General features: G+C 66.5%; 27 protein-coding genes and 1 pseudogene. 5 read left to right on the plus strand and 23 right to left on the minus strand.

Annotated features, from left to right (window positions below):
* Positions 1-144: 144 nt before the first annotated feature.
* The 3 genes from RW112_RS20575 to RW112_RS20585 all read right to left on the minus strand — a co-directional run bounded on the left by RW112_RS20575 (position 145) and on the right by RW112_RS20585 (position 3209).
* The gene (locus RW112_RS20575; protein WP_317783535.1) at positions 145-1836 is read right to left on the minus strand and encodes a ribonuclease J; all 1692 of its coding nucleotides are present in this window, start codon (positions 1834-1836) and stop codon (positions 145-147) included.
* A gap of 43 nt (positions 1837-1879) precedes the next feature.
* A complete protein-coding gene (gene dapA, locus RW112_RS20580; RefSeq protein ID WP_317783536.1) occupies positions 1880-2788 on the minus strand; it encodes a 4-hydroxy-tetrahydrodipicolinate synthase in 909 nt (302 codons plus the stop codon).
* A 79-nt stretch (positions 2789-2867) separates the two neighbouring features.
* Positions 2868-3209 carry a hypothetical protein gene (locus tag RW112_RS20585; protein ID WP_317783537.1) on the minus strand — a complete coding sequence of 114 codons (342 nt, stop codon included), beginning with the start codon at positions 3207-3209 and terminating at the stop codon, positions 2868-2870.
* Positions 3210-3277: 68 nt separating this feature from the next.
* Between RW112_RS20585 and RW112_RS20590 the strand changes: the two genes are divergently transcribed.
* Positions 3278-4513: a heparan-alpha-glucosaminide N-acetyltransferase domain-containing protein gene (locus RW112_RS20590; RefSeq protein ID WP_317783538.1), complete on the plus strand. Its 1236-nt coding sequence runs from the start codon at positions 3278-3280 to the stop codon at positions 4511-4513.
* Here the strand turns inward: RW112_RS20590 and RW112_RS20595 are convergent.
* From RW112_RS20595 to RW112_RS20625, 7 genes are all read right to left on the minus strand, one after another.
* Positions 4510-4992, minus strand: coding sequence for a hypothetical protein (locus RW112_RS20595; protein WP_317783539.1), 483 nt, complete (start codon positions 4990-4992; stop codon positions 4510-4512). The genes RW112_RS20590 and RW112_RS20595 overlap by 4 nt on opposite strands.
* Positions 4993-4997: 5 nt before the next feature.
* Entirely contained in the window at positions 4998-5756 is a 759-nt protein-coding gene (gene dapB / locus RW112_RS20600; RefSeq protein WP_317783540.1) for a 4-hydroxy-tetrahydrodipicolinate reductase, read from the minus strand.
* A gap of 77 nt (positions 5757-5833) precedes the next feature.
* Entirely contained in the window at positions 5834-6316 is a 483-nt protein-coding gene (locus RW112_RS20605) for a molybdenum cofactor biosynthesis protein MoaE (protein ID WP_317783541.1), read from the minus strand.
* A complete protein-coding gene (locus tag RW112_RS20610) occupies positions 6306-6830 on the minus strand; it encodes a MogA/MoaB family molybdenum cofactor biosynthesis protein (RefSeq protein ID WP_317783542.1) in 525 nt (174 codons plus the stop codon). Before RW112_RS20610 ends, RW112_RS20605 begins: the two co-directional genes overlap by 11 nt.
* Positions 6827-7321 (minus strand): cyclic pyranopterin monophosphate synthase MoaC, encoded by a 495-nt coding sequence (gene moaC / locus RW112_RS20615; protein WP_317783543.1) that lies wholly within the window; start codon positions 7319-7321, stop codon positions 6827-6829. Before moaC ends, RW112_RS20610 begins: the two co-directional genes overlap by 4 nt.
* Positions 7309-8538, minus strand: a complete 1230-nt coding sequence (glp, locus tag RW112_RS20620) for a gephyrin-like molybdotransferase Glp (protein ID WP_317783544.1) — start codon at positions 8536-8538, stop codon at positions 7309-7311. The genes moaC and glp overlap by 13 nt, the downstream gene beginning before the upstream one ends.
* 86 nt (positions 8539-8624) lie before the next feature.
* On the minus strand, positions 8625-10265 hold the full coding sequence (locus tag RW112_RS20625; protein WP_411709954.1) for a molybdopterin-dependent oxidoreductase: 1641 nt from the start codon (positions 10263-10265) through the stop codon (positions 8625-8627).
* 47 nt (positions 10266-10312) lie between these two features.
* Between RW112_RS20625 and moaA the strand changes: the two genes are divergently transcribed.
* Positions 10313-11434 (plus strand): GTP 3',8-cyclase MoaA, encoded by a 1122-nt coding sequence (gene moaA / locus RW112_RS20630; protein ID WP_317783545.1) that lies wholly within the window; start codon positions 10313-10315, stop codon positions 11432-11434.
* A 7-nt stretch (positions 11435-11441) separates the two neighbouring features.
* Positions 11442-11708 carry a MoaD/ThiS family protein gene (locus RW112_RS20635; protein ID WP_317783546.1) on the plus strand — a complete coding sequence of 89 codons (267 nt, stop codon included), beginning with the start codon at positions 11442-11444 and terminating at the stop codon, positions 11706-11708.
* Positions 11709-11764: 56 nt separating this feature from the next.
* Here RW112_RS20635 and RW112_RS20640 read toward each other — a convergent pair whose 3' ends face one another.
* The 7 genes from RW112_RS20640 to RW112_RS20670 all read right to left on the minus strand — a co-directional run bounded on the left by RW112_RS20640 (position 11765) and on the right by RW112_RS20670 (position 19871).
* Positions 11765-12226, minus strand: coding sequence for a DUF1579 family protein (locus RW112_RS20640; protein ID WP_317783547.1), 462 nt, complete (start codon positions 12224-12226; stop codon positions 11765-11767).
* Between the two features lie 82 nt (positions 12227-12308).
* The gene (locus RW112_RS20645; protein ID WP_305940394.1) at positions 12309-13652 is read right to left on the minus strand and encodes a M16 family metallopeptidase; all 1344 of its coding nucleotides are present in this window, start codon (positions 13650-13652) and stop codon (positions 12309-12311) included.
* Positions 13653-13820: 168 nt separating this feature from the next.
* On the minus strand, positions 13821-16061 hold the full coding sequence (locus RW112_RS20650) for a polyribonucleotide nucleotidyltransferase (protein ID WP_317783563.1): 2241 nt from the start codon (positions 16059-16061) through the stop codon (positions 13821-13823).
* Between the two features lie 246 nt (positions 16062-16307).
* The gene (gene rpsO / locus RW112_RS20655; RefSeq protein ID WP_317783548.1) at positions 16308-16577 is read right to left on the minus strand and encodes a 30S ribosomal protein S15; all 270 of its coding nucleotides are present in this window, start codon (positions 16575-16577) and stop codon (positions 16308-16310) included.
* Positions 16578-16761: 184 nt separating this feature from the next.
* The gene (gene kynU / locus RW112_RS20660; protein ID WP_317783549.1) at positions 16762-18006 is read right to left on the minus strand and encodes a kynureninase; all 1245 of its coding nucleotides are present in this window, start codon (positions 18004-18006) and stop codon (positions 16762-16764) included.
* A complete protein-coding gene (kynA, locus tag RW112_RS20665; RefSeq protein ID WP_317783550.1) occupies positions 18003-18857 on the minus strand; it encodes a tryptophan 2,3-dioxygenase in 855 nt (284 codons plus the stop codon). Before kynA ends, kynU begins: the two co-directional genes overlap by 4 nt.
* Positions 18858-18887: 30 nt before the next feature.
* Entirely contained in the window at positions 18888-19871 is a 984-nt protein-coding gene (locus tag RW112_RS20670) for a bifunctional riboflavin kinase/FAD synthetase (RefSeq protein ID WP_317783551.1), read from the minus strand.
* Between the two features lie 235 nt (positions 19872-20106).
* On the opposite strand from RW112_RS20670, the gene RW112_RS20675 reads away from it, so the two are divergent.
* A complete protein-coding gene (locus RW112_RS20675; RefSeq protein WP_317783552.1) occupies positions 20107-20934 on the plus strand; it encodes a DUF937 domain-containing protein in 828 nt (275 codons plus the stop codon).
* Between the two features lie 11 nt (positions 20935-20945).
* On the opposite strand, the gene RW112_RS20680 is transcribed toward RW112_RS20675, so the two are convergent.
* The 5 genes from RW112_RS20680 to truB all read right to left on the minus strand — a co-directional run bounded on the left by RW112_RS20680 (position 20946) and on the right by truB (position 25085).
* On the minus strand, positions 20946-21512 hold the full coding sequence (locus RW112_RS20680; RefSeq protein ID WP_317783553.1) for an adenylate kinase: 567 nt from the start codon (positions 21510-21512) through the stop codon (positions 20946-20948).
* 219 nt (positions 21513-21731) lie between these two features.
* A complete protein-coding gene (locus RW112_RS20685; protein WP_317783554.1) occupies positions 21732-23294 on the minus strand; it encodes an HNH endonuclease signature motif containing protein in 1563 nt (520 codons plus the stop codon).
* 44 nt (positions 23295-23338) lie between these two features.
* The gene (locus tag RW112_RS20690) at positions 23339-23794 is read right to left on the minus strand and encodes a hypothetical protein (protein ID WP_317783555.1); all 456 of its coding nucleotides are present in this window, start codon (positions 23792-23794) and stop codon (positions 23339-23341) included.
* Between the two features lie 15 nt (positions 23795-23809).
* Positions 23810-24163 carry a hypothetical protein gene (locus RW112_RS20695; RefSeq protein ID WP_317783556.1) on the minus strand — a complete coding sequence of 118 codons (354 nt, stop codon included), beginning with the start codon at positions 24161-24163 and terminating at the stop codon, positions 23810-23812.
* A gap of 1 nt (position 24164) precedes the next feature.
* On the minus strand, positions 24165-25085 hold the full coding sequence (gene truB, locus RW112_RS20700) for a tRNA pseudouridine(55) synthase TruB (protein WP_317783557.1): 921 nt from the start codon (positions 25083-25085) through the stop codon (positions 24165-24167).
* Between the two features lie 99 nt (positions 25086-25184).
* On the opposite strand from truB, the gene RW112_RS20705 reads away from it, so the two are divergent.
* Positions 25185-26339, plus strand: coding sequence for a pyridoxal phosphate-dependent aminotransferase (locus RW112_RS20705; RefSeq protein ID WP_317783558.1), 1155 nt, complete (start codon positions 25185-25187; stop codon positions 26337-26339).
* Positions 26340-26414: 75 nt separating this feature from the next.
* Here RW112_RS20705 and RW112_RS20710 read toward each other — a convergent pair.
* Positions 26415-26661: pseudogene (locus RW112_RS20710) on the minus strand (integrase); the annotation flags it as partial.

Consider the following 26661-nt stretch of genomic DNA (forward strand, 5'->3'; position numbering starts at 1 on the left):
GATGCATGTTGCGAACAGGGCGGCAGGTGCAGCGCGTTGAGGGGCGGGCTCCAAGGGGCTTAAATGACGGGGCCCTCCCCCGCGGACTGCGGCCCGAAGGCACACTTTCCGGTGGGGAGGGCCCCGTCAACCATCCCAGGCGCTTTACGCTTCCAGCACCACCGGAATGATCATGGGCTTGCGGCGGAGCTTGCGGTTCACCCATGTGCCCACGACGCGGCGGACAACCTGCTGCAGCTGGTGCGTGGTGTGGTCCGTGTGGTTGAGAACGGCCTCTTCCAGCGCAGCGTTGATCTTCGGAATGATTTCGTCGAAGACGGAATCGTCTTCTGCCACGCCGCGGGCGTGGATTTCCGGTCCGGAGACCACCTTGCCGGTGGCGCGGTGAATCACGGTGATGATCGAGATGAAGCCTTCATCGCCGAGGGTCTGGCGGTCCTTCAGGTCAGCTTCCGTGACTTCACCGACGCTGGAGCCGTCAACATAGACGTAGCCGACTTCGACCTGGCCCACGACGTCGGCCTGGTGGTCCCGGAGGTCGATTACGGTGCCGTTGTCCGCGAGCAGGATGCTCTCGTCCGGCACGCCGGACTCGAGGGCGATCTTGCCGTTGGCAATCAGGTGCCGCGTCTCACCGTGGACCGGCATGGCGTTCAGCGGTTCGAGGATGTTGTAGCAGTACAGCAGTTCCCCGGCGGCCGCGTGGCCGGACACGTGGACCTTTGCGTTGCCCTTGTGGATGACATCGGCGCCGAGCTTGAGCAGGCCGTTGATGATGCGGAAGACGGCGTTCTCGTTGCCGGGGATCAGGCTCGAGGCGAGGATGACGGTGTCGCCCTGGCCGACGACGACGCGGTGGTCGCCATTGGCCATGCGGGACAGGGCTGCCATCGGCTCGCCCTGGGAACCGGTGGACATCAGCACCACACGGTTGTCCGGGAGGTTGTCGATGTTCTTGATGTCGACGAGGATGCCCGGGGGTACGTCGAGGTAGCCGAGCTTCTCGGCGATGGCCATGTTGCGGACCATCGAGCGGCCCACGAAGGCAACCTTGCGGTTGTGGTTGGCCGCGGCGTCCAGGACCTGCTGAACGCGGTGCACGTGCGATGAGAAGGACGCGACGATCAGTCGCTTCGTGGCCTGGCCGAAGAGCCGGTCCAGGGTGGGACCGATTTCCTTCTCGGCGGTGGTGAAGCCCGGCACGTCGGCGTTGGTGGAGTCCGACATGAACAGGTCCACGCCTTCTTCGCCGAGCTTGGCGAAGTGGCGGAGGTCGGTGATGCGGCCGTCCAGGGGCAACTGGTCCATCTTGAAGTCGCCGGTGTGCAGCACGGTGCCGCCGGAGGTACGGAGGAACACGGCCAGGGCGTCAGGGATCGAGTGGTTGACGGCCACGAATTCGCATTCGAACGGGCCGAACTTCTGCACCTGTCCCTCGGTGACGACCTGGGTGATCGGCTTGATCCGGTGCTCCTGCAGCTTCGCCTCGATCAGGGCCAGCGTCAGCTGGGAGCCCACCAGGGGAATGTCGGCGCGCAGGCGCAGCAGGTACGGAACGGCACCGATGTGGTCCTCGTGGCCGTGCGTCAGAACGACGGCGACGATGTCATTGAGTCGGTTCTCGATGTAGGAGAAATCAGGCAGGATCAGGTCGACGCCGGGCTGGGTCTCCTCCGGGAAGAGGACGCCGCAGTCAACGATGAGCAGCTTGCCGTCGATTTCGAAAACGGTCATGTTGCGGCCGATCTCCCCGAGGCCACCGAGCGGAACGATCCGCAGGGTGTCCTTGGGCAGTTTCGGCGGCGTAACAAGGCCGGGAAGGGCGGTTTGGGTCATAGTGCACTACTTTCCGGGCGAAAGCAGGAGAGGTCTTTGCCGATCAGGAAAAGACCATTCCTGCTTCCGCCAAATCCTCGCGGATGATTGCGATCTCAGCTTCGTCCGGCTCCACGAGGGGCAAACGGACAACCGAGTTGGGCAGGACTCCCTGCCATTTAAGAATCTGCTTGGCCGCAACGGCCCCCTGCACGCGGGTCATCGTGGCCCGGACGACAGGTTCAAGTTCAAAATTGATCTTCCGGGCGGTGCCGAGGTCGTTCGCGTTGACGGCGTCGATCAGCTCGCGGAACCGGCGGGTGGCAACGTGCGTCGTCACGCCCACGAGGCCGACGGCGCCCAGCGCCATCCACTGCAGGGTCAGTCCGTCGTCTCCGGAGTAGAACAGGAGGTCAGTCTGCGCCATCACGCGCGTCGCGGCGGCGAAATCGGCCTTGGCATCCTTGACCGCAACAATGTTCGGGTGCTCGGCGAGACGGATCATCGTGTCCGGGGCAATTTGGATTGAGGAACGGCCCGGGATGTCGTAGAGCATCACGGGGACGTCGGTGGCGGAGGCAATGGTCTCAAAGTGGGCGCGGACGCCGGCCTGGCTGGGCTTGTTGTAGTACGGCGTGACGAGCAGCAGTCCGTCAACGCCAACCTCGGCTGCCTGCTGGGAAAGGTGCACGGAGTGCGCGGTGTCATTCGTTCCGGTGCCGGCGATGATGGCGGCGCGGCCGCCGACAGCTTCCTTGACCGCACGGAACATGCCCACGTTCTCCTCGTCGGTGAGGGTGGACGTTTCTCCCGTGGTTCCGGTGACGACGAGGCCGTCGCAGCCGTCGTCGACAAGCTTGACAGCCAGTTCCGCCGCCTGCTGGTAGTCCACTTTGCCGTCTTCGAAAAACGGCGTGACCATTGCGGTCAGGAGGGTACCGAATGCAGGGATATTCGCGGAAGTGTCAGCCATAGGAAAAACGTTACCTTGTCCCCGGCTTGTTAGGACAATGGCGGCGGCGTGATCATCGTCAAATTCGCGCCGGAGGGCGTCACTTTTTCGGGCCTGGGGACGGTTCCGGGCGGCCGGTGCCGCAGTAGCGGCCTACAGCATCCTGGCGGAGCGACTCCGCCCAGGCGGCGAGCCGCTGGGCGGCGCGGACGTAGTCGAAGAGTTCCGTGGGCGTGAGGGCTTCAAGGTCGCATTCGGAGAGCCTGCGCGCCAGTTCCGCGCCGGGAGGCTGGGCCGAGAGGGCCACGCCCTCACTGCTCCACTGGATATCCTCGGCGGGCTCTCCGGCCACAAGTTGCCTGAAGAGAAAATCGACCACGCCGGGGCTCATCGCCCGGAGCGGCCCCGAAGCAGCAGTTCCACGTTCTGGTGCATTGTTCATGGAACGATGCTATTCGAACATATATTCGAACACAAGGGCCTTCCAGCCGGATATGAGACCATCGGCTCATGACCTCCCGTGGCACTGCTTCACCCTCGCGGACCGCCCCAGGCACCACTAAGACGACGAGACTCACCGGAATCGACGCGGCCCGGGGACTGGCGCTGCTCGGCATGATGGCCACGCACCTGCTTCCCACCTTCGAAGCCGACGCACAGTTGACGCCCACCTGGATCGGCCTGACCTTCTCGGGACGGGCGGCTGCACTTTTTGCCGTCCTGGCCGGGATCGGCCTGGCCCTGTCCACCGGTAAGCAGCGTCCGCTGCAAGGCCAGGAGCTGAGCGGCGCACGCCGGGGAATTGCGCTCCGCGCCCTGGTGATCGCCGTCGTCGGACTTTTCCTGGGCGGCCTGGAAGTGAACGTCGCGGTGATCCTGGTCCACTACGCGGTGTTGTTCCTGTGCGTCCTTCCGTTCATCGGACTCAGCATCAAACCGCTCTGCGCGCTGGCTGCCGGCTGGGTGGTGGGTTCGCCGCTGCTGGCCTACCTGCTGCGGCCGTGGCTGCTGGCACCTTCGCCGGCGCTCAAGCTGGGCCACAACCCCAACTGGGACGACCTCGCCACGCCCGGGCGCCTGCTCGGGGATATCTTCCTGACCGGCTACTACCCCGTCCTGCAATGGCTGAGCTACCTGCTGATCGGGCTGGTGATCGGCCGGCTGGCACTGGCGAAGGCAACCATCCAGGTGCTGCTGCTGGCCGGCGGAACCGTGGTGGCCGTGCTGGCCAAATGGCTGGGCGTGCTGGCGATGGATGCGTGGGGCGGCAAGGAAGCGCTGCAGGCCCGGCTGGCGGACCCCCGTTACCCGCTGGACAGCCTCCTGCAGGTGAATCTTGCGGGGATCGAGCAGTCCGGCTCGTGGTGGTGGCTTGCGAGCAGCGCGCCGCACTCGGGCACCACGCTGGACCTGCTCCATACGTCCGCCGTGGCCGCCGCCGTGGTGGGTGCCTGCCTGCTGCTGGGGAGGCTGGGCGAATGGCTCGCCCTGGACCTGTTGCTGCCGCTGCGGGGTGCAGGTGCCATGACCCTCAGCCTGTACACGGCGCATGTTTGCCTGGTGGCCGCCATGTACCTGCAGCCGCTGCCGGCCGGGTGGACTGAGGAAGGCGTGTATGCGGCCCAGGCGCTGACCGCCGTGCTCATCGGAGGGTCAGTCGCAGTGCTCAACTGGCGGGGGCCGCTGGAGTGGGTGGCCCACGCAGCCAGCGAGGTGGGCCGCTACCAGCGGTCGGGCGTCCGCTAGGCGGGGCTGCCGCCCCCGCGGAACAGCTTCACGGCATCACGCATGGAGGCCCGGGCGCGCTTGCGGTCGCCGGCGGCGTCGTAGGCACAGCTGAGCCGGAACCACGAGCGCCAGTCCTCCGGCGCTGATTCTGCTTCTGTCCGGTACTTTTCAAACTCGGCGTCCGCGGATTCCCGCACGATCCGTCCGGCGGGGGTGCGCCGCAGGTTGTCGACCGGCAGGCCGCCTTCCGCTTCGAGGACCTTGGCCATCTGTTCCGTCCGGGCACCAAACATAAGTTCGCGTACCAGCGCCCAGGCGCCGATGACGGGCAGGATCAAATAGGCGGCGCCAATGGCCTTCGCCACAGGGTTGGGATCGGTGATGAGCAGCACGGAGCGCTGGAAGGACACCACCAAGTAGAAAACCAGCAGGAGCGTCACCGCGCCGACCCAGATTTTGGTGCGGTTCTTCTTCAGGCCGGCGAGGACGTTGCCCATAGCCGTCAGACTCCGAGGTCCAGGTAGCCGTCCAGGCCCACGGTCAGCCCGGGGTGGCCGGCAACGTTCCGCACTCCCAGCAGCACGCCCGGCATGAAGGAGGCACGGTCGAAGGAGTCGTGCCGGAGTGTCAGCTGCTCCCCCGGTCCGCCGAGCAGGACTTCCTGGTGGGCCACGAGGCCGCGGAGGCGAACACTGTGGACCCTGACGCCGTCCACGTCGCAGCCACGGGCACCGGCAAGTTCGGTGGTGGTGGCGTCCGGGCTGGCGCCTACTCCGGCGGCGGCGCGTTCTGCCGCGATCAGCTGTGCCGTGCGGACCGCGGTGCCCGAGGGCGCGTCCACCTTGTCCGGGTGGTGCAGCTCGATGACTTCCACCGATTCGAAGTATTTGGCGGCCTTGGCGGCAAAGGCCGACGCCAGCACGGAACCGAGCGCGAAGTTCGGGGCAATGAGCACGCCCACGCCGGCGCTCCCGCCTAGCAGTTCCTCAAGTTCGCCGAGCCTGCCGGCATCCCAGCCGGTGGTGCCGACGACGGCGTGCATGCCGTGTTCCACGGCAAAACGGACGTTCGCCTCGGTGCTCTCGGGAACCGTCAGGTCCACCACAATCCTGGCACCGGCGGTGACCAGCTCATCCAGGGAATCACCGCGTCCGAGGGCCGCTACCAGCTTCATGTCGGGGGCCGCTTCAACGGCTTTCACGGCCTCGGCGCCCATGCGCCCGTTTGCGCCCAGGACGGCGACGGCAAGTTGTTCGGTCATGGACTTAACCCTACCGTCGGGCCGGCCGCCGGGATGAACCGGGACGGGAGGTTACTGCGCTCCGGCCCCGGACTTCCTTACGCCCCGGCCCCGACCCATTCAACGGTCCCGTCGCTGAAGAACTGTTCCTTCCAGATGGGCACCTCAGCCTTGATCCGGTCAACGAGCTCCGAGCACACCTCGAACGCCTGGCCGCGGTGCGACGCCGACACGGCGCACACCAGCGCGGGGTCCCCGATTTCCAGCATGCCCACCCGGTGCGCGGCCCAGATCCGCACCGGCTCTTCGCCGGAGGCGGCATGTTCGGAACCGGCATGTTCGGCCACCAGCCGGGCGACGACGTCGGCCATCACCTGATGGGCCGTGGGATGCGCACTGTAGCTGAGCCGCTCAACCTGCTTGCCGCCGTCGTGGTTCCTGACCACGCCGCTGAAGCTGACGACGGCGCCCGCCGTGTCCGATTCCACCGCAGCGATCGCCTGCGCCACCGAGATGGGCTCGGTGCTCAGCACGGCGTTCACAATCTCGAATCCGGACTCCATGTCCTTCTTAGTGCTCATGGCTGCCTTCCAATTGGTCGCAAAGGTGGCTGATCACCGGATCGAGCACGCTCAGGCCGTCCATGACGCCCTTGGGTGATCCGGGAAGATTGACAATGAACGTCCGTCCGGCCGCACCGGCGTGTCCGCGGCTCAGCATTGCCATGGGCGTTTTGGCGAGGCCGGCCTGCCTGATGCCCTCCATGATCCCGGGAATCTCGCGGTCCAGCAGGGGAACCGTCATCTCCGGGGTCAGGTCATCGGGGCTGAGCCCGGTTCCGCCGCTGGTGATGATCACGGCGGGATGCTGCGTCAGCAGGGCGCGCAGCGCTGCGCCTACGGGTTCGCCATCGGGCACCACCATGGCCGGGAAAGTTTCGAAGCCGTGCTCAGTCAGCCAGTCGGTGATCACCGGCCCTGTTTCGTCGCGGTAGATGCCCGCCGCGGCCCGGTTGGAGGCAATGACGACGCCGGCCTTCCGGCCGGTGGCCTCTCCGTGGCGGTGCGGTTCGGGCTGCTGTCCAAAGCTGCTCATGCTGTCCAGTCCCCGCTCTTGCCGCCGCTTTTGGCCAGCACCCTGATGTCGGTCAACACGGCGTGCTTGTCCACTGCTTTGATCATGTCGTACACGCTCAGCGCCGCCACCGAGGCGGCGGTGAGCGCTTCCATTTCGACGCCCGTGACGCCGCGGGTCTTGACGGTCGCCAGCACCGCGACGGAGTCGCGGCCCAGTTCGAAGTCGACGGTGACTTTGGAGATGGGCAACGGGTGGCACAACGGGATGAGCTCGGGGGTCTTCTTTGCCGCCATGATTCCCGCCACGCGGGCAACAGCCAAGGCATCGCCCTTCGGCAGGTCCCCAGCGCCCAGGAGGGCGAGCACCTCCGCGGTGGTGCGGACCGTGGCGGTGGCTGTAGCCTCCCGCGTGGTTTCGGCCTTGCCGGAAACATCAACCATCTGGGCTGTCCCGTCCCGGCGCAGATGCGTCAGGCCGGCAGCAGTGTCTTCTTTATTCACAGCGTCCATACTTCCACTTCTGCGCCCGCGGCGAGCGCAGATGTCCCCACCGGGACGTGGACCAGGGCGTTGGAACTGGCCAGGGCGTGAACGAGATGCGAGCCCGCTCCCCCCTCCAGCCGGACCCTGCCGTCCGGAAGGAGCGTGCCGCGCCGGAGCTGGTGCTTGCCCCCGGGTGATTCCACCGGCTCCGCGAGCCTGGCCCGGATGGCCGGCCGCGGCGCCGGTGCCCCGAACAGCGAACTGAGCGCCGGCCGCAGGAACATCTCGAAGGAAACCAGGCAGCTGACCGGGTTACCCGGAAAACCAACAAACGGAACGCCGTCGAACCGCCCGATCCCTTGGGGACCGCCGGGCTGCATGGCCACGTGCAGGAATTCCACGTCCTGTCCGGCAGCTGCCTGCCTGACCACTTCGTAGGCGCCTTTGCTGACGCCGCCCGTGGTCACGATCAGGTCCACCTGCGGGGCGTGCTCCCGCAACATAGCCGTAAGTGCATCGGGGTTGTCTGTCGAGATGGCCGCCCGAAGGACGTCCACCCCGGCCTGGCTCATGGCTGCTTCGAGAAGCGTGCCGTTGGAGTCGTAGATCTTTCCCGGTTCCAGCGGGTTACCGGGCTCCACCACTTCGTCCCCCGTGGTGGCGAGCAGAACTTTCAGCCTTCGGTGCACCTTGACCTGCGTGATGCCCAGGGCCGCCAGGAGCCCCAGCTGGCCCGGGCCCAGGAAGGATCCGCCGGCCAGGGCCAGCTCCCCCGTACGGATATCGCTGCCCGCGTTGCGGACATAGGTGCCTGGCTGTGTTGCCGGCAGCCGGACAGTGGCTGCCGTTCCGGGGTCCGGGAAGGAATCGGGAACGGCCTTCTCAATCGGCACGACGGCGTCGGCTCCGGGAGGCATCATGGCTCCGGTCATGATCGGGGCTGCCGTGCCCGGTTCAAGCGCGGCCGCGGTGGCCCCGGCCGGGATGGGCGCCACCACCGCAAGGAGCGTCCCGCCGTCGGATATGTCACTGCTGCGTACGGCAAAGCCGTCCATTTGGGAATTCGCGAACGGCGGCAGGTCCACGGGAGCGGGGATATCCCCGGCCAGCCCTCGTCCCAGGGCCGCCAGCAGCGGGAGCAGTTCGGTACGGCCGGGACCGCTGAGGCCCGCCAGCAGCTCCCGCACGGCGTCGCGGTGGGCCTCCACAGTGCGGGCGTGATGCCTGTCGTCGGTGCTGTGCATGCGTTCCTTACCTCGGTCCGGGCATTGCTGTCGGGCTCATAGCGGTGTTCCGCCTGCTGCGGCCTTCCTACGCGACGTGCGCCCCGCTACGGCGTCACGTCAACTCTAATGGTGTGGAATCCGGTGGCGCCGTCAGGAGCCACCCGGGCACGGTCTTCGATCTGACGCGCACCGTTCAGGTCCGTGGCGCGGACCTGGATTTCGTACTGCCCGGGCGTCAATGCCAGCGGCAGTTGCCACTGGTACCAGGTGTCCCGGGAAATACCGGGAGCAAGTTCCGCAGCCTGCCAGTCTCCACGGTTGACGCGCAGTTCCACCTTGCCGATTCCGGTGTGCTGGGCCCACGCGACGCCGCCGAATGCCACCGTTCCGGCACGCACCGGACGCCCGGCGCGCGGCACGTCAATGCGCGACGACATCTTGATGGGTCCGCGCTCGCTCCAGCCGCGGGGTGTCCAGTACCCGGCGTCGTCCGCGAACCTGGTCACTTTCAGTTCTGTGAGCCATTTGGTGGCGGATACGTAGCCGTACAGGCCGGGGACGACAAGCCGTACGGGAAAGCCGTGCTCCAGTGGCAGCGGCTCGCCGTTCATCCCCACGGCAAGCAGGGCATCCCGGCCATCAGTGAGGACCTCCAAAGGCGTGCCGGCCGTCCAGCCGTCCGTGCTCCGGGACAAGACCATGTCTGCTCCGCTCTGTGGCCCGGCCATCGCCAGCAGCTCCCGGACGGGCCAGCCCAGCCACAGAGCATTGCCGATCAGGTTCCCGCCCACTTCATTGGACACGCAGGCGATGGTCACGTGGCGTTCGGTCATGGGCTTGGAAAGCAGGGTGGCGAAATCCAGCTCGATGTCCCTTTCCACCATGCCCGTGACCTTAAGGACCCAGGTGTCCGGATCGACGGCCGGCACTGTGAGCGCGGTATCGATCCGGTAGAAGTCCCGGTTGGGCGTTACCAGCGGACTGATGCCGCCAAGCTCCAGCTCAGCACCGGCCGGAAGCGGCGGAGCCGGCGAAGCAGCGGACGGCAGGGCCAGCCTGCTCCGGAATTCACTGACGCCGGCAGCGGCTCCGCGCAGTGCTGCGGCAAGCACTCCCCCGGCGGCTGCGCCGACGGCGCCCCCGCCCAATGCCTGCAGGAACCGGCGCCGGCCTGCTGCTGGCCGCTCCGGGGCGGGCCGCTCCGGGACGCCCCGCTCCGGGGCGGATCCCTCCGGGACGTCCCGCTCCGGGGCGTCCCGCTCCGCCTCTGCGCCAGTCTTCTTCCAGTCCCGGAGGCGCGACATCAGCCAGTGCAGCACCAGGATCCCGGTTCCGGCGGCAAGCAGCGGCAGCACCACAGCATTGACGGTCGCCTGGGCCCGGCCCAGGACCGCAGCCAGGCCCACTACGCCAAACACTGCAATGACCGCGGCCCCGGCAAAGCGGCGCCGCCATTCCACGAGACCGGCAAGCCCGGCCATGGCAGCCATAACCAGTCCCATGCCGACGAGCAGCGCCAATTTGTCAGCAGTTCCGAACACGGCGACGGCCCAGTCCTTGACGGCCGGCGGAACAGCATCGATCACCGCACTGCCGACTCCTGTCATGGGCGACAGCGCCGGGCTCACGAAGGCTGCGGCGAGTTCGCCGGCGACCACCCCCGCGGCCACCGACACAACGCCTGCGGCAGCGGCCTGGGGCGGCGCCGGCTGGGACTTGTTCACCCCTCCAGCATAGGTTCGCAGCTGTCATAGGCGTGATGGTTGGACCAAAGGTGGCGTAGCCTGAATTTATGAGTGTTCAGCTTGGTATGCCACAGCCCCGGGACGGTGCCGGTTCCGGTCCGGGAGTACCGCCGCGGCCGGCGGGCATGCCCGCGGGCCTGATGGACCGTTACGGACGCCGTGCCACGGACATGCGCCTCTCCCTGACCGACAAATGCAATCTGCGCTGCACCTACTGCATGCCCGCCGAGGGCCTTGAATGGCTGGCCAAGCAGGCCGTGATGTCCGCTGAGGAAATCGTCCGGATCGTGCGGATCGGCGTTGACATGCTGGGGGTGCGCGAACTGCGCCTCACCGGCGGGGAGCCCCTTGTCCGGGCCGACCTGCTCGACATCATTTCCGCCCTGCGCCGGGCCCACCCCGAGCTGCCGATCTCCATGACCACGAACGCCGTCGGCCTGGACAAGAAGGCGGCCGGGCTCAAAGCCGCCGGGCTCTCCCGGATCAACGTCTCACTGGATTCATTGCACGAGGAGACGTTCACCAAGCTGACGCGCCGGCCGTTCCTGGACAAGGTCCTTGCCGGGGTGGACGCCGCCTGGGCCGCGGGACTGGGCCCCGTGAAACTCAACGCCGTCCTGATGCGCGGAATCAACGACGCCGAGTCCCCGTCACTGCTCGCCTGGGCGCTGGACCGGGGGTACGAACTCCGTTTCATCGAACAGATGCCGCTCGACGCCGACCACGGGTGGACCCGCCGGAACATGATCACCGCGGCCGAAATCCGCGAACTCCTGTCCGTCGACTATGTGCTCAGCGCCGATCCGAGGGACCGCGACGGCGCGCCGGCGGAACGCTTCGAGGTCCGGGCCCGCGTGCCCGGCACGGCCGAGGCCGCCGGCCCGGTGCTGGGAACGGTGGGGATCATCGCTTCCGTGACCGAGCCGTTCTGCTCTGATTGCCGCCGCACCCGCATCACGGCCGAGGGCAAGATCATGAGCTGCCTGTTCTCCCGCGAGGAATTTGATCTCCTGGGGCTGTTGCGCGAAGGTGCCACGGACCAGCAGCTCGCCGAGCGCTGGCAGGACGCCATGTGGATCAAGCCCAAGGCCCACGGCATGGACCACGTCGGTTTGGACGCTCCGGACTTCGTCCAGCCGGACCGCAGCATGAGCGCCATCGGAGGCTGAACCACCTGTGAACGTACGATATTTCGCTGCCGCGCGCGCTGCCGCCGGCGTCGACGAGGAACGCTATGAGCTCCCCGCCGGCGCCACTGTCGACTCGCTCCTGGAGGCGATCCTCGCCGTCGAACGCCCGGTGCCCCCGCCCGGAACGCCGCCGCTGGCACGCCTGCTGTCCAGGAGCAGCTTCCTGCTCAACGAAGTGGCGGTCCGGAACCGTGCAGCGGCGCTGAAGCCGGACGACGTCGTCGACGTGCTTCCGCCGTTTGCGGGCGGCTAGGCAGTCCCCGGGTTCCGAGTGCCGCCCGGCGGGGCCTCAAGTGTCCGTTCGCGCTTTCAGGTGCGGCGGCATACGGAGGTCATGAACGGAGCGAAAGCGGTGGCGCCGGCAAGGCGGACCTCGGAGGTGTGCGTCAGCACGCCGTCGTCTACCCGGAAGGTGTGCCGGGACGTATCCCGGCCGTTGCGCCGTTCCACGGTGAGGACTCCGCCGTGCCAGCTGCACCGCGTGGGCGCTTCCCGCGGCAGGCCCACGCTGTCCACGTGATACCAGACGGTGTCCGGGTGGTCGGGGTCCATGGTGAACATCCCATGCCGCTCGAAACGGATCCCGTCATTTTCGGTGTGGCGGTAGCTTTGCAGCACGGCATACCCGCCGGCGGCCGTGGTGAAGGTCAGTTCAGCAGCCGCCGTTCTGGCGGACCGGCGCGGCGTAGCCTCGATGCTGGTGGTTCCCGTCCAATGCCCGAGGAAAGCCTGCAGCTCTTCCTGCGCAGTCCCCGGGTGCAGACGGTCCATTGCTCCTCCAGTGTGGCCCCGGCTTCATCATCACGCCGCTGCAGTGGGATGTCCAGCTTTGGACAGCGTTGGAACGTCCGGCTCAGAGGCCGAACGTTTCGTCTTCCTCGAAAGGACCCACGACCGTCACCGTCCGCGGCGCTGCCGCCAGCTCCTGTGCGAGCTCCCGCACCTGCTCCACGGTGACGTTCTTGATCTGCCGGAGGGTCTCCTCGATGTCCTGGTATTCGCCGGAGACCAGCTCGGCCCGGCCGAGCCTCGACATCCGCGATCCGGTGTCCTCGAGCGCCAGCACAATCCCGCCGCAGAGCTGGCCCACGGCCTTCTTGAGTTCCTCGCCGGAAATGCCGTGCTCAGCCAGCTTGTCCAGTTCGGCACCCAGCAGCTCAACGACCTGGCGGACCTTCGACGGGGTGCACCCCGCGTACATGCCGAAGTAGCCTGCATCGGCATAGGACGAAGCAAAGGAATACGTGGAGTACACCAGGCCGCGCTTTTCCCGGACCTCCTGGAACAGCCGCGAGGACATGCCGCCGCCCAGGACGGCGTTGAGCACGCTCATGACGTAGCGGCGCCCGTCCGTAGCCACGATCGTGGGACAGCCCATGATGATGTTGGCCTGCTCCACGGGCCGCTTGACCACATGCAGCCCGGCTGTGCCGGTGATGTCGGCCCGCTCGGTGGAACGCCGCTCCACGGGAGCCGTACCGGGTTCCAGCGCCCAGCCCGCCTGGTGGAGCGCGTCCACCACAAGTCCGCAGACGACGTCGTGGTCAAGCCCGCCGGCGGCGGTGATGACCAGCTCGTCCGGACGGTAGTACCGGCGGTAGTGGTCCCAGACGGAATCGCGGGCCACCGCCCGGATGGCCTCGGGGGTTCCGCCGATGGGGCGTCCCAACGGGTGCGTTCCCAGTACCGCCGCGACGAAGTGCTCATGGGCGACGTCAGTGGGATCATCGCTGTCCATGGCGATTTCCTCCAGGATGACGTCCCGTTCCTGCTCCATCTCCTGGGGGTCCAGGACGGCGCCGGTAATCATGTCCGCGATGACGTCGATGGCCATCGGGAGGTCCGTGTCCAGGACGCGGGCAAAGTAGCAGGTGCTTTCCTTGGCCGTGGCCGCATTGGATTCCCCGCCAACCTCATCGAAGGCGGACGCAATTTCCAGCGCGGTGCGCCGTCTGGTCCCCTTGAACAGCAGATGTTCCAGGAAGTGCGTGGATCCGTGCTGTCCGTGGGCTTCGTCCCGGGACCCTACACCCACCCAGAACCCGATGGTCGCGGAACGCTGGCCCGGCATGGCCTCCGTCAGTACACGCACGCCGCCAGGGAGCACGGACCGGCGGACAACGGACCCGCCGTCGGCTCCGTGGATCAGGGTGTCTCCGGGATGGTTCTGCACTAGCGGCAGGGGAACGACAGTCATCAAGGCCTTTCACGAATACGGTGCCAAATCTGCCTGCAATCGTACCAGCGGACCATTCTCACGCGGCTCCGGGAAACCGTCGTTCAATCGCTCGGCTTAAATGCGGCGGGGCCGGTGGATGATCCACCGGCCCCGCCGTCCTGCTGGTACTACGTCAGGCCCTGCAGACTACTCTGCAGCTGCCTCGACGGACTCGGCGCTTTCAGCGCCTTCTTCCTCGGCGATAACCGGGGACAGGGACAGCTTTCCGCGGTCGTCGATCTTGGTGATCTCTACCTGGATCTTCTGGCCCACGGAGACGACGTCCTCGACGTTGTCAACGCGCTTGCCGCCGGCGATCTTGCGCAGCTCGGAGATGTGCAGCAGGCCGTCCTTGCCCGGGGTGAGGGAAATGAAGGCGCCGAAGGTGGTGGTCTTGACGACCGTACCCAGGTAGCGCTCGCCGATTTCCGGAACCTGCGGGTTGGCGATGGCGTTGATGGCGGAGCGTGCTGCGTCTGCAGACGGACCGTTGGTGGCGCCAATGTAGACCGTGCCGTCGTCCTCGATGGAGATGTCGGCGCCGGTGTCTTCCTGGATCTGGTTGATCATCTTGCCCTTGGGCCCGATGACCTCGCCGATCTTGTCAACCGGGATCTTGACCGCGATGACGCGCGGCGCGAACTCGGAGAGCTCGTCCGGGGTGTCGATCGCGGAGTTGATGACATCCAGGATGTGCAGGCGGGCTTCGCGGGCCTGCTTCAGTGCTGCTGCCAGCACGGACGCGGGGATGCCGTCGAGCTTGGTGTCCAGCTGGATGGCCGTGACGAACTCGGACGTACCGGCAACCTTGAAGTCCATGTCGCCGAAAGCGTCTTCGGCGCCGAGGATATCGGTCAGCGCTGCGTAGCGGGTCTGGCCGTCAACCTGGTCGGAAACCAGGCCCATGGCGATACCGGCAACGGCTGCCTTCAGCGGCACACCAGCGTTGAGCATGGAGAGCGTGGAGGCACAGACGGAACCCATCGACGTCGAACCGTTGGAGCTGAGGGCCTCAGACACCTGGCGGATGGCGTACGGGAATTCCTCGCGGGACGGCAGCACCGGAACGAGCGCGCGCTCTGCCAGGGCACCGTGGCCGATTTCGCGGCGCTTGGGCGAGCCCACGCGGCCGGTCTCACCGGTGGAGTACGGCGGGAAGTTGTAGTTGTGCATGTAGCGCTTGCGCGTCACGGGAGACAGCGAGTCGATCTGCTGTTCCATCTTCAGCATGTTCAGCGTGGTGACACCCATGATCTGGGTCTCGCCGCGCTCGAAGATGGCCGAACCGTGGACGCGGGGCAGAACCTCAACCTCGGCGGTGAGCTGGCGGATGTCCGTCAGGCCACGGCCGTCGATGCGGATCTGGTCCTTGAGGATACGCTGGCGCACAACGTGCTTGGTGACCGAGCGGAAAGCCGCGGACAGCTCCTTCTCACGTCCCTCGAACTGGCCGGCCAGGGAAGAGGTGACCTCGTCCTTGAGCTGGTCCGAAGCGGTGTCGCGCTCCTGCTTGTCGGCGATCTGGAAGACAGCAGCCAGCTTCTCGGCGGCAGCGGCCTCAACAGCGGCGTACACGTCGTCTTCGTAGTCGAGGAAGACCGGGAATTCAACCGTCGGCTTCGCGGCGCGGGCAGCCAGGTCGGCCTGGGCGTCGCAGAGGGCCTTGATGAACGGCTTGGCAGCCTCGAGGCCTTCGGAAACAACCTCTTCGGTGGGAGCCGTGGCGCCCTGTTCCTTGATGAGGTTCCAGGAGTTGTCGGTGGCTTCGGCTTCGACCATCATGATGGCCACGTCGTCACCGGCAACCCGGCCGGCCACAACCATGTTGAAGACGGAGTTCTCGAGCTGGGAGTGCTTCGGGAAAGCAACCCACTGCGAGCCGTTCTCGTCGGCAACGAGGGCAACGCGGACGCCGCCGATCGGGCCGGAGAAGGGCAGGCCGGAGAGCTGGGTGGACATCGAGGAGGCGTTGATGGCCACGACGTCGTAGAGCTCGTCAGGGTTGATCGCCAGCACGGTGACGACGATCTGGACCTCGTTGCGCAGGCCCTTGATGAAGGCCGGACGCAGCGGGCGGTCCATGAGGCGGCACGCCAGGATGGCTTCGGTGGACGGGCGGCCTTCGCGGCGGAAGAACGAGCCCGGGATGCGGCCGGCGGCGTACATCCGCTCTTCGACGTCAACGGTCAGCGGGAAGAAGTCGAAGCCTTCACGCGGGTGCTTGCCGGCGGTGGTTGCGGACAGCAGCGCGGTGTCTTCGTCGATGTACACCATGGCTGCGCCAGCTGCCTGTTTGGCAAGGCGGCCGGTTTCGAAGCGGATTACACGCTTGCCAAAGCGGCCATTGTCAATGACGGCTTCTGAGAACTGGATTTCGGGACCCTCCAAGAGAGTCACCTCCGTTTCTTGGTTAACGGAAGTCCAGCCGCATCAACCCAGTCCAGCATCTGTCTACTGGCCTGCACTGCACCCGGTCATCGATCGAGACCCACGGGCCGGGCTTCACTCTTCGAAGCCGTTCCCGGGAATCACTACCGAGGACCGCGAATGCGTGATGCGGTTGATCCTCCTGTTTAGTTTTGTTTGAAGAAGGCGGCCCTTTCCGACACGGAAGGGGCCGCCCCTTAGAGCTGACTAGCGGCGCAGGCCGAGGCGCTCGATGAGCGCACGGTAGCGTGCAATGTCAGTGTTCTTGAGGTAGGTGAGCATACGCTTGCGACGACCAACCATGGCCAGCAGACCGCGCTGGGTGTGGAAGTCGTGCTTGTGCTCCTTCATGTGCTCAGTGAGATCCTTGATCCGCTGAGTCAGGACTGCAACCTGGACCTCCGGTGAACCGGTGTCGCCTTCGCCGGTTGCGTATTCCTTGATGATGGACTGCTTTACAGCGGCGTCAAGTGCCACAATAACTCCTAGAGATGTGCCGTGAGGCCCGAATCAGTAATTCACTGCCGGGTGCGCCAGCGCCGAAAATCCGCTAAATACCGGACTTCCTGCACATAACAAGAGCCAGCCGCCACGGACTGCAGCCGGATCCAACGTTTAGTTTACCGGCCCGGCCGCAATCTTGTCGAAACACGCCGTACCCCTACGGGCGCGCCAGCAGATCCCGGATGGCGGCAACACCGCGGTAGACCTCCAGGAACGACGTGCTCAGCGGCGACAGCCCGATCCGGATCCCGTGCGGCGCCCGGAAGTCCGGGATGACGTCCTGCGCCCAGAGCTCGGCGGTCATCTCCCGGAAGCCGGGGTGGTCCACGGTGATGTGGCTCCCCCGCTGCTCCGGGTCCCGCGGGGTGGACAGTTCGACGCCGGCCGGTGCCAGCCACGCGTCGTGGAGTTCGAGCGCGAAAGCCGTGAGCTTCCGGGATTTTTCGCGGAGTGCGGCCATCCCGGCTTCTTCGATCAGGTCCAACGTGCCTTGCATGGCGATCATCCCGAAGATGGCCGGCGTTCCGCTGAGGAAGCCGCGGATGCCGGGGGCCGGCTCATACCCGGCCGCCATCTCGAAAGCGTCCTTGCGGCCCATCCATCCCCAGATCGGCTGGCTCAGCCCGGGGAGGTGCCGGGCATTGACATACGCGAAGGCCGGTGAGCCCGGCCCGCCGTTGAGGTACTTATAGGTGCAGCCTGCGGCGAAGTCGACGCCGGCGGCGTCCAGGTTGATCTCCACCGACCCGGCGGAGTGGCAGAGGTCCCACACCACCAGTGCGCCGGCGTCGTGCACTGCCGCGGTGATCGCCGGCAGGTCGGCGAGGTAGCCGGAGCGGTAGGCGATCTGGCTGAGAACCACGACGGCGGTCGCTGGCCCGGCAGCCTCCCGCACCTGTTCAACGGTCACCCCGGCGGCGGGATCGGCTTCGATCCATCGCAGCGTCAGCCCTTCTTCCCGGGCGATGCCCTCCAGAAGGTAGCGGTCCGTGGGGAAGTTGTCCGTGTCCAGGACGATTTCTGTCCTGGCCGGATCCTTGACCGCCGCGAGGGCCGCACGGATCAGCTTGTAAAGGACAACTGTGGTGGAGTCGGCGATGATGGTCTGCCCGGGAGCAGCTCCCAGCACCGCCCGGCCCAGCTGGTCGCCGATAGCCTCCGGCAGCCGGAGCCATTCCTCGTCCCAGCCGCGGATCAGCCGGCCGCCCCAGCTGTGCTGGATAAAGCTGTTGATGTCCGTGGCGGTCCGCTTCAGCGGACGGCCCAGCGAGTTCCCGTCCAGATAGGACAGGTCGGTGTCCGTTCCGATGAAGTGGTCCCGGTAGCCCGCCAGCGGGTCTGCACCGTCGAGTTCGACGGCGCGCCGCAGCAGGGCCTCTTGAGTCTGGTGAAGGGTGCTCACTGTCCGATCTCCGTCCTGACAGCGAAAAGCTCGGGGAAGAAGGTCAGTTCCAGGGCCTTCTGCAGGAACGCGGCCCCGCTGGACCCGCCGGTCCCGGCCTTCATGCCGATGGTCCGTTGCACCGTCCGCAGGTGCCGGAACCTCCACAGCTGGAAGTTGTCCTCCAGGTCCACCAGTTCCTCGCAGGCCTCGTAGGCGCCCCAGTTGCTTGCCGCATTCTCGTAGATGTGCTTGAACACCGGCACCAGTTCCGGGCAGAACTGGTGAGCCTTGGTGACGTCGCGTTCCAGCAGGGACGCCGGGATGTCGAAGCCCTGCCGGTGGAGGTAGGCCAGGAATTCGTCGTAGATGCTCGGCGCTTCCAGTACGCGGCTCAGCTGCTCATACGCTTCCGGGTCTGACTCGAATACCGGCAGCATCTTGCGGTTCTTATTGCCGAGCACGAACTCCACGGCACGGTACTGGCTGGATTGGAACCCCGACGAGTTGCCCAGGAAGCCGCGGAACTGTGAATACTCAGTGGGTGTCAGCGTGGCCAGCACGGACCACTGCTCGGTCAAGGTCTTCTGGATGTGCTTGACCCGCGCAATCGCTTTCAGGGCGGAGCCAAGGTCGTCGTTGCGGAGCCAGGCCGCGGCGCTGCGCAGCTCGTGAAGAACCAGCTTCAGCCACAGCTCAGTGGTCTGGTGCTGGATGATGAAGAGCAGTTCATCGTGGTGTTCAGGATCGCTGACCGGTTGCTGCGCGCTGAGCAGCGTGGGCAGTTGCAGGTAGGACGCATAGCTCATCCGTGAACTGAAATCCCGGACAATGTCCTTTTCCAGTTTCCTTGTGTTTTTCTCTACGGACACAGCGGTGCCTTCCTTGCCAGTGACTGTGGGTCAGCGCCGGAACAGGATGTCGTGGGCCTGGACGACGTCCAGGCGCATCTGATCGACGAGCGCCTCCGGCCCACGGTACGCCACCATGCCCCGCAGCCGCGCCACGAACTCCACAACTACTGTCTGGTCGTACAGATCGAAGTTTTCAACGGGCTCTTCCGGCCGGTCGATGACGTGTGCTTCAACTTGCCTGCTGACCCCGTCAAATGTGGGATTGGAACCCACGGAGATGGCCGCCGGCCATCTGGTGCCGGCCTGGTCAACGAGCCAGCCGGCGTAGATGCCGTCGGCCGGAATGTAGCCGCTGGCGTCCGACGCCAGGTTGGCGGTGGGGAACCCGAGCGCACGGCCGCGGGCAGCGCCGTGGACCACCGCGCCGCGCATCCGGTGCGGACGGCCCAAGACGGCTGCTGCCGTGGAGACGTCGCCGTCCCGCAAGGCCTCACGAACCCAGGTGGACGAACAACGGCGGTCCTTGCCGCCGTCGTCGTGAATGGGAAAACCTTCAGAACCGAACTCACTGATGACCTGGACGGTGAACCCGAACTTCTCGCCCAGTTCCTGCATGGTGGACAAGTCACCGGAGTTGCCGCGGCCGAAGCGGGCGTCGTGGCCGATCACCACATGGCTGACTTTGAGGCTGTCGACGAGGACGCTGGCAACGAATTCCTCCGGCGTGAGGCTTGCCAGTTCCAGCGAGTACTTCATCACCAGGACGGCATCCAGGCCCAGCTCACCCAGGGCGACGAGCTTGTCTTCGAGGCCCATGATGAGTTCGGGCGCGGATTCGGGCCGGTGCACCTGGGCGGGGTGGGGGTCAAAGGTGATGGCGACGGCGCGGGCACGGTTCAGTCGGGCGGTGCGGATGAGCTGTGAGAGCACCTGCTGGTGCCCCCGATGCACGCCGTCGAAATTGCCGAACGTGACGACGGTAGGGCCGAAGTCCGCGGGGACCTCGGACGGATCGTTCCAGATGTGGACCATCAACCTCGCCTTTTACTGCCTGCCATTGACTCGTCCGGAATGCCGCGCCGGGCCCCGGAACTCTCTAAGATTACCTGCAATTGCCCGGGTCGCCCGACGTCGCGGCCGGTCCCCCGCGTCCTGCCTTCCACCGTCCTGCGTCCCGGACTAGGATGCAAGGGCAGCATCCGGCGGCGCAGCTGCGCGCCGCAGCCAACGACGCCCGCTGCCGCGCATCGGGCTGAAGGAGAGTGCTATGACTGACATCCGCGAGATCCTCGAACAGATACCTGTTGACCAGATTGCCGGGCTGCTCGGCACGGACAGGGCATCCGCTCAGGCCGCCGTCGAGGCTGCGGTGCCAACCCTGCTCGCCGGCATGCAGAGCAACGCACAGGCCCCGGATGGCGCCGCCTCCCTTGAGTCAGCGCTTGCCCAGCACCAGGACGGCCTCATCGACGGCGGCGTGGATGCCTCGCAGGTGGACACCGCCGACGGCGAAAAGATCGTCAGCCATGTTTTCGGCGGACAACAGGACCAGGTGGCCAGCCAGCTCGCGGGAACAGCCAACCTCGGCGGAGTGGGCGGCGACCTCGTCCGGAAGCTCCTGCCCATTCTGGCGCCCATCGTAATGTCCTACCTCGCCAACAAGGTTCTTGGCGGCCGGAACGCACCGGCAGGCGGCGGGGTAGGCGGCGATGCTGCCGGCACCCCGGCCGGACCGGGTGGTATCGACCTCGGCAGCATCCTGGGCGGCATTCTTGGCGGCGGGTCGCAGGGCGGCGGCTCGCAAGGCGGGCTCGGGGACATCCTCGGGGGCATCCTGGGCGGGGGTGCGCAGGGTGGCCAGCAGTCCCGGGGCGCAGTAGTAGCGGAGTCTGCGAATGATTCGGCGCCGCAAACCCCGACCGGGCCGCTGGGGCAGCCGAGGCCGCAGGCCGGCGCGCCCGTTCCGGGCGAGGTGATCGACGTCGACCTCCCCGGCGAGCGGGCCGAGAACCGGACAGACGATCGTCCGGAGGATAAAAAGGACGGCGGCGGCGGGCTCGGCGGGCTGCTGGGCGGGCTCTTCGGAAAGAAATAGCCGCCTGAACGTCAGCAGCGCCCGGGACGTGGCGTGGCGGCGGCAACCTGCGCCAGCCAGCTGTCCAGGTCCCTGGGCCTGCGAAACACCAACACCGGCGGCAGGTCCGGATCGGCCTGCCATTCCCGGAAGACGCGCCTCTTCCTGGCGAAAGAGTTGAAGTGCCAGTAGAAGATCGATTCGCTCGCAAAGAGCCTCGCAAGCGTTTCCACGTTTCCATTGCAGACGGGCTGCCTGGTGATGACTCGTCGGACCGAGCGGCGGATCAGCCTGGCAAGCGACAGCCATCGCGGATAGTCCAGGGCGACAACCAGCTCGGCCCGGGGAACAACAATGTCCCGCCAGGCCCCGTAGGCGCTGTCCAACACCCAGCGGTCGCGGGACGCGACATCAGCCGCGAGCTGCCGCTGGTGTTCGACGCTGCGTTGCTGCCAGCTGGGAAGCCAGCCAATGTCGTCATCTGCTGAAAACTCCGGGAGCCCTGACACGTGGGCGTAAGCGCGGGCCGCCGACGATTTGCCGCTGCCCGTGACACCGTAGAAGAGGACGCGGGCTGGAGTGGCCGGAATGGATGTCACGGGTTGCTCCCCCTGTTTTGCTCGGACTCTGGCGTCCGCTGAACCCTGGCGCTCGGCGAGTTGCCACGATAGCACCCCGCTGAATCAGCGCCCTCGGATTTCAGACCGGAACCGCTGAGGATGTTCGCCGTGTTCCGGTAGACCGAGGATGCCGGCGGACCCGAATCCCGTGCTGGTGTCATGGGGTTCCGAGGGCCCGTGGTTTGAACCGCTGCCGTCTCATTCGAGCCGGAAGTAGTGGTTCCTTCGCGGGACCTGTCTCGTGTCGATGTGGGGTGGCGGGATGAACCACGGGACGCCAGTTTGGATGCGGATCTGCCATTGTTCCTTGTGGATCAGGTGGTGGTGATGGCTGCAGAGCAGGGTGCCGTTGTCGGTGCTGGTGGCTCCGCCGTGTGACCAGTAGGTGATGTGGTGGGCTTCGCACCAGGGGGCCGGGATGGTGCAGCCGGGGAAGGCGCAGCCGTGGTCGCGGGCGGTGATGGCTTTGCGGATGTGGGGCGGGAAGATCCGGGTGGTGCGGCCGATGTCCAGGACACGGCCTTCGGTGCCGAGCAGGACGGGGATGATGTCGGCGTCGCAGGCGATCTTCCGGACGGTGGATGCGGTGACGGGGCCGGTGAACGTGAACGAGCCGGTGCCTGGGATGCCCTGTTCGAGTTTGTCCAACAGGTCGCGGTAGTCGATGGTGACCATGACCTGCGGCCGCAGTCCGCCGGCAGCGGGCAGGGCTCCGGTGCTGAGGCCTGCTTTGGAGGCGCCGACAAGGCCGTCGAGGAGCCGCTGCGGCCGGGTGCGCAGGTCCAGGGCATCGGCTGCAGTGGTGTCCGCGTCGCCAATGCGGGTGCGGGGGTTGGTGGCCGTGTTCATCGCGGTCAGGAGGGGCTCAAACTGCTCCGGGGTGGCGAAGACTTCAAAGTGCTGGAGTCCGCGGCGGGGCTGGCGGAGGAAGACGCCCTGGCGGCGGCGGAGTTCTTCCTCGGACGGTTCGGAGCCGTCCTGGTCGATCGCCTCCATCCACTGCCGGGCGACGCGAGCCACGAAGTCGGTGTCCTGTTCCGTCGCTGCGCGGGTCAGGGCGTGTTCCATCTTCGCGGTGGTGTCTTCGGGGGCATGATGGCGGACCCGGTCCAAGGCCAGGGTGATGATGGTCGCGGCGCGGGACGCAACCGTTCCCGCGGCCACGGCGGCGGCTAGCACGGGCCGTTCCGGTTTCTGGACGTGGCCGGTGATCCCGGTCGTTGGCAGCACCGCCGCGGCCAGGGCAAGCCGCCGGCGGGCTTCGCCGGCACCGATCCGCAGCCTCATACGCAGGAACTCGGTAGTGTTCCGGCAGCCGTCATCCGTCGGGTCCGGGGCTGTGGACTGCTGGCTGCCCCAGCCCGTGGTCCAACCAACCCCAGAACCGGAGCCAGAGCCAGCCCGCGCCGCAGAAACAGCCTCCCGCCGGGTCCGCTCCACAGCGCCGGCCGCAACCACCTGCAGGTATTCCATGTGCCGACTGATCTCCTCGAGGTTCGCAGCGAAGTCAGCCGCCTCCCGGAAGCCCATCACCCCGGTGTCCCCGACCGCCGTCGAACTCAATGCCGCCATCAGCCCAAGGATCCGGGCGAGATCACCGGACCCTCCGCCGTCGGACGCTAACGCCTCAGCAAGCCGTGGCGGCCCGGGGACACTGCGGAGACCCAGGGCTGAAGCGAGCCGAACAGCAGAAGCGGCGGCGGGCAGTGCCGCCGACCGCAATGCCACTCCTGTTTCTGCGAGTTCCCCCAAGACCTTCATGGGATAACTCTGCCGCGAGGGTCTGACAGTAAAGGTGCGCCGACTCACACCCCGCGAGGCGCAGGCCGCCGCTTGTAAAGCCACACCAGGCCAAGAATGGGCAGCAGGAGCGGGATGAATGCATAGCCGCGGCCGAAGAGGGACCAGACAGTTTCATGCGGGAAGCTGACGGAGTCGAAGATGCTGAGGGCTCCCACCACCAGCACACCCACGAGTTCCACCAGTACGGCAGCCACTGACACCTTGAACCAGGTCCTGCCGGCCTTCGCCAGCGAGACCGTGGCGACGACGTAAACGAGTGCCGCGAACGCCGAGAGCAGGTACGCAAGCGGAGCCTCGGAGAACTTGGTGAGAATCTGGTATCCCGCCCGTGCAGTGGCGGAGATGGCGAACACTGCATAGACCGCGATCAGCAGCCGCCCGGGGCCGGTGTTCCGGGTGTCCTTGGACGGGGCCTTCGGGGCCGCGTCGGCTTTGTTGACGGGGGTTTGCGGAGTCACGTCTGCTTCTTCCACTCAGTACCAGATCTGGTTCATGCGGGCGGCCATCACCAGGGCTGTAACGCCCACGGCAGCCAGGACAAAGTTGCTCCACCGGGTGCGCTCCAGGATGGACCAGTACACGGCGCCTACCGGCAGGATGAGTGCAGTGGCCAGGTAACCCCAGAACTCCCACGCTTCACCGGCGATCTGCTCTCCTGACGCCACGCGGACGATCGAACCCACCAGGTACACCAGGAGTGCCAGTTCGACGGCGGCGACTGACAGGATGGTGGCATCGTTCGGGGCTTTCTTCAGGATCCCCGCTACGGTGCAGATGATCGTGGAAAGCAGTCCGACCGCCAGAATGATGTAAAAGTACGCGTCCAAACTACGTGGCCTGCTGTTCGTTGCTGGGCGCGAAAACCAGCACCGGCTTCGCATAGCCGCCGGCGTCGGCCAGCAGTGCCACCAGGGATCCGTCCGGCGCAAAGGCTGCGGCGGGCTTGTCGGCGGTGGCCGCCTCCGGAGTCCCGGCCCCCGCACCTGCGGCGATGCGGCGCCCGAAGGAAATTTCAGTGGCCTCCTCCGCGCTGAGCTCGCGGTTCGGCATGAGCGCCCGCGCCGCCTGCGACATCTCCAGCACTTCGAGTTCCTCGGCCAACTGTTCCAGCGTCCGGGCCTGGTCCAGGGTGTACGGGCCAACCTGGGTCCGCCTTAGCGCCGTCAGGTGGCCTCCCGTGCCCAGCGCGTCGCCCAGGTCGCGCGCCAAGGCACGGATATACGTTCCGGACGAGCATTCCACGGTCACATCCACGTCAAGGACGTCACCGTCGCCGCCAGGCCGGACAGCATGGACGTCGAAGCGGTGGATGGTGACCGGCCGCGCAGCCAGCTTCACGTCTTCGCCGGACCGGACCCGGGCATACGCGCGCTCGCCGTTGACCTTGATGGCGCTGACGCTGCTGGGGACCTGCTGGATCTCGCCGGTGAGAGCCGACACTCCGGCCCGGATGGCGTCCTCGGTGATGGCAGCGGCAGACTGGCTTCTGATTACCTCGCCTTCGGCGTCGTCCGTCACGGTGGATTCGCCGAGGCGGATGGTGGCGGTGTACGTCTTGGAGGTTCCGACGATGTAGGTCAGCAGGCGGGTGGCCTTGTTGATACCGAGAACCAGCACGCCCGTCGCCATGGGATCCAGCGTGCCGGCATGCCCCACTTTCCGGGTGCCGGCCAGCCGCCGCATCCGTCCAACCACATCGTGGCTGGTCCATCCCTGCGGCTTGTCCACTATTACCAGTCCAGAAAGCACGCCTCCCAGTATATCCGCGCCCGTGCCTGTCCCTTTTCGCACGACGGCGGGCGGCCGGGTCCCGCGGCCAGCATGACGGCGGCGGTTAGGATGGCAGACATGCCCGAGCTTGCCGCCCATGTCAGCGACTTCCCAGCCAACCAGATCCGCGAGATCACCGAAGCCGCTTGGAGTACTCCCGGCGCCATTGTGCTGAGCATCGGCGAACCAGGCTTCGCCCTCCCCCGCCATGTCCTCGAGGCCGGCATGGCCTGCCTGGACCGCGACGAGACCAACTACACACCGAATGCCGGAATCCCGGCCCTCCGCGAGGCCTTCGCCGCCAGGTTCCGTGAGCACAACGGCGTTGAGGTCGGAACAGAGCGGGTCTACGTGGTGGACGGCGCCCAGCAGGGCCTCCACTTCGCCATGAGCCTGCTGCTCTCCCCCGGCGACGAGATCCTGATCCCGAACCCCGGCTACCCCACGTTTGCCATGACCAGCCGGCTCCTGCACGCAGTGCCCGTGCGGTACCCGCTCTACCCTGAGCACGACTTCCAGCCGAGGATCGAGGATCTTGAGTCCCTCATAACGCCGCAGACCAAGGTGCTGGTCCTGAATTCGCCCTCGAATCCCCTGGGCGCAGTCCTCGGCGGCGAACTGACCCGCGGTCTCGTTGACCTGGCCCGCCGCCATGACCTCTGGATCATCTCCGATGAATGCTACGAGGCCTTCACCTACGACGTACCCCATGTCAGCCCGGCCCGCTTTGACGGTGACGTCCCTGGCGAGGCCAGGGTCTTCACGTCCCTGACGCTGTCCAAGACCTATGGACTGACGGGACTCCGGATCGGGGCATTGATCTGTCCGCCCGGGCTGAAGCGGAAGATGAACAACGTCATGGAGTCGATCGTCTCCTGCGTCGCCTCGCCTTCCCAGTACGCCGCGCTCGCCGCGCTCACGGGGCCGCAGGACTACGTCAGCCGGGCCCACGCCCACTACCGGGCCAACCGGGACGCGGCCTCGGCCGTGCTTGAGTCCAAGGGCATTCCGTTCCTCTCTGCGCAGGGGGCCTTCTACCTGTGGGCGGACGTTTCCCACGTGAGCGGCGGCGATGTGCGGTCCTGGGTCCGGAAATTTTTGGCCGACTCCGGGGTTTCCTTCGCCCCGGGCACGGCCTTCGGTTCCATCGGTGAAGGCTGGATCCGGATCGCTCTGTGCGGCGCCCGGACGGAACTCGTGGAAGGCCTGGGCCGCCTGCCCTCCCGGCGCTGACGCAGCAGGTTCCGTCCGGCGCAGCACGCACGGTACCGATCCAAGTGGGGCACTGAGTCCCCCTGTTGCCTCATGTCAATAGGTCCGGGAACGGTGAGTCGTTGCCTCATGTGAAAAGGTCCGGTTCAGTGAGGGGTTGAACCAGGTGTTGATCTTGTAGTCCCGGGGTGCGGCTTTGGCTTGGGTCAGGGTCTGGAGCTGACCGGTCAGGGCCAGGATCTGCCGCGACAAGGTTGCGGGTTTGAGGCGTTTGAACTGGGCGTTCATGGCAATCACGGGACGTTTACGGATGCCCGGGTCCCTGCCTGCGCGCTGATGCGGG

Source organism: Arthrobacter sp. B10-11 (assembly GCF_033142195.1).
GTDB lineage: Bacteria > Actinomycetota > Actinomycetes > Actinomycetales > Micrococcaceae > Arthrobacter > Arthrobacter oryzae_C.